This is a genomic window from Pseudomonas koreensis, from assembly GCF_025447595.1.
Classification (GTDB): Bacteria; Pseudomonadota; Gammaproteobacteria; order Pseudomonadales; family Pseudomonadaceae; genus Aquipseudomonas; species Aquipseudomonas koreensis_H.
The window spans coordinates 144,579-147,461 of the sequence record NZ_JAOEJU010000010.1; the positions used below are offsets into that span (position 1 = coordinate 144,579).

At 60.1% G+C, this 2,883-nt stretch carries 1 protein-coding gene; it reads right to left on the bottom strand.

Annotated elements, in window-relative coordinates; genetic code table 11:
* Positions 1–62: 62 nt before the first annotated feature.
* Positions 63–2,543: a TonB-dependent siderophore receptor gene (locus N8H71_RS14845; protein ID WP_262194557.1), complete on the bottom strand. Its 2,481-nt coding sequence runs from the start codon at positions 2,541–2,543 to the stop codon at positions 63–65.
* Positions 2,544–2,883 lie beyond the last annotated feature (340 nt).

The following is a 2,883-nucleotide window of genomic DNA, read 5'->3' on the forward strand; positions in this document are numbered from 1 at the left end:
CCAATAAAAAACCGGCCTGCGCTCAAGGCGCGGGCCGGTTCGCTCCAGCAGTTGTCAGTGCATCAGAACTGCGGGGTGTACTTCACGGTGAACATCAGGTTGCGAGGGTCACCGAAGTTGTTGTTGCCATCGAGCTGGTTGTAGCCGGCCGAGATGTACTTCTTGTCGAACAGGTTGTTGGCGTTCACCGCCAGACCGATTTCCGGGGTCAGCTGGTAGCCGACACGGGCGTTCCACACGGTGTAGCCCGCTACGTCGTAGGTGCCTTCGTAACCCAGCGTGTGGCTCTGGGTGGTGAAGCCCAGACCGGTGCTGACACGGCTCCAGTCACCAGGCAACTGGTAGTTGGCCCACATGCGCAGCATGTGTTTAGGCGTCCAGGTGCTGAACACACGACCTTCGTTGGTCGGGTCTTCCAGGTACTTGGTGGTGTTGTAGGTGTAGCCGGCGAACAACTGCAGGTTCTCTACGACTTCACCGCTGATTTCCGCGTCGATACCCTGGCTGCGAACCTTGCCCGAGGCCTTCGAGCAGTACCAGCCATCGCACTCCATGCCACCGGCGATGTCGTTGACGGCACGGTTTTCCTGGTCATAGCGGAAGACGGCCAGGGAGGTATTGACCCGCCCGTCCATCAGCTCGCCCTTGAGGCCGATTTCGTAGTTGCTGCCGATCACCGGCTTGAGCACGGTGCCGCCGGCATCGCGGTTGGTCTGCGGCTGGAACACATCGGTGTAACTTGCATACACCGCCCACTCGCGGCTCAGGTCATACACGATGCCGGCGTAAGGCGTGACTTCCCCGGTTTCGTTCGAGGTACTTGGATCGTTGGGGGTAATGCCGCTGCTCGTCTGGGTTTTCGATTTGTAGCTGTAGTCGTACCAGCTGACACGGGAACCGAGCACCAGCGTCAGGTCGTCGACCGGCTTGACCCGCCAGGTGCCGTACAGACCTTTCTGGCGAATGTCGTATTTGCTGAGTGTGCCGCGACCACCTGTAGCGCTGATCAGGCTTTCGTAGCTGATGTCCGGACGGTTGTGATTGAGGTCGAAGATCGAATCGCTGCTGTTGTTGAACGTACGGGCGAGCTGGTCGTCGGTTTCGATCTGGGAAAAGTTGCCCCCCAGCATGACTTCCTGCTGCATCGAGAAGGCTTCGAACTTGCCGTTCAGGTTCATGTCCAGGCCGACCTTGGTGGAGTCGAAATCGGTCACGAAGTCGGCGTACTGCACGCCGGTGCCATCTGCTTCGAGGCCGTCACCGGCGCTTTGTACACGCTGGTTTTTCGCCTTGTTGCTTTCGGTCATCTGCACCGCGCCGACCTTGAACGCCCAGTCGTCGTTGAAGCGGTGTTCAAGATCCGCATACACCGTTGTGACGTCGATGTCCGAGCTGTTCCAGCGCGAGCCGGTGTAGGTCGAACGCTTGATATCCGGCATCTTGCCGTCGGCGTAGCGTGGCAGGCCGCGAATGGTCGGACGCGAATCGCCATCGGAACGGCTGACCGCCAGGCCCAGGGTGGTGTCGTCGCGCAGGTCGATGTCCAGTGCGCCATACAGCGAGAGGGTGCGGCTCCACTCGTAATCGATAAAGGAGTTGCTCTGGTCCTGGTCGGCGACGACTCGGCCGCGAATCGTGCCGGTCTGATTCAGCGGGCCGCCTGCGTCCACTTGCATGCCGTAGTGGTCCCAGGAGCCGGCCTTGCCGGTCACGGTCACGGTCGGCGCGTTCTGGCCACGCTTGCGCACCAGGTTGATCGCGCCACCCGGGCTGCCGGTGCCTTGCAGCAGGCCCGAGGCACCGCGCAGGATTTCCAGGCGATCGAAGAAGATCAGGTCCTGGGTCGCCCAGTTGCCCAGCGAGTAGGTGTTACGCGGGATCGGTACACCGTCGTATTGCCAGTCGTCGATCTGGAAACCGCGCGAAGACACGATCAGGCCCTTGCCCACGCCTTGCAGGCCTACCACACCGGTGGTCTGGTTGAGCGCGTCCTTGAGGTCGACCAGATCCTGATCGTCCATCTGTTTGCGGGTCATCACCGTGACCGACTGCGGAATCTCCTTCAGGGTGTGGGTGCCCTTGCCGATGGTCACGGCGTTGGAGGTATACGAGTTGCTGCCTTCGGTGGTCGCGTTCGCATGCTGTGCGCTGATGGTGGTCGCGCCCAGTTCCAGGCCTTCGGTGGCCGTACCGCGCACCAGCATCAAGGTGTTGCCTTCGAAGCTGTAGCGCACGCCGGTGCCCTTGAGCAATTCGGTGATGGCCGCCTGCGGGCTCATCTTGCCGCTGACACGGGTGCTTTTCAGACCCGCCATGTCATCGGCGTTGTAGATCACTTGCTGGTTGGTCTGCTGACCGAACGCCTGCAGAGCTTGTGGCAGCGATTGCGCAGGGATATTGATGGTGAAATCTTCAGCCATCACCTGCGAGCTGAGCGGCAACACGCAAACCAGTCCTAGCCCGGTCAACACTCGGCGCGAACGCAGGCTGCGGGACATGACGAGTGCCTTGAACAGAGGTTTCAACTCATGAATTGCTGACATCGTGCTCTCTATTATTGGTCGAAGTGGATAGCCGATGGGCCGATGGGCCCACCGCTGCCTGCACAGTTGAACCGCTTGCTGTCGACGGCCTCGCAGCCGTGTTTCAGTGCGCGGTCGACCGGCCCCTCCCCGGGCGCGGTCCACTGGCGGGACAACGGAAAATTCTTTTTTGCCAAACAAATCTGGTGCCTTTGGCTACCCTGCCCCAACCCGATTTGCTCACATACCTAAGTAAGACGTGGCACCTCCAAAAAACCGGAATGAGTTTATTTATCATTAACGCAAAAGATTAAAAAAAAGGCCGACGCTTCAGGCGCCGGCCTTTTTGTTACCCGCTACG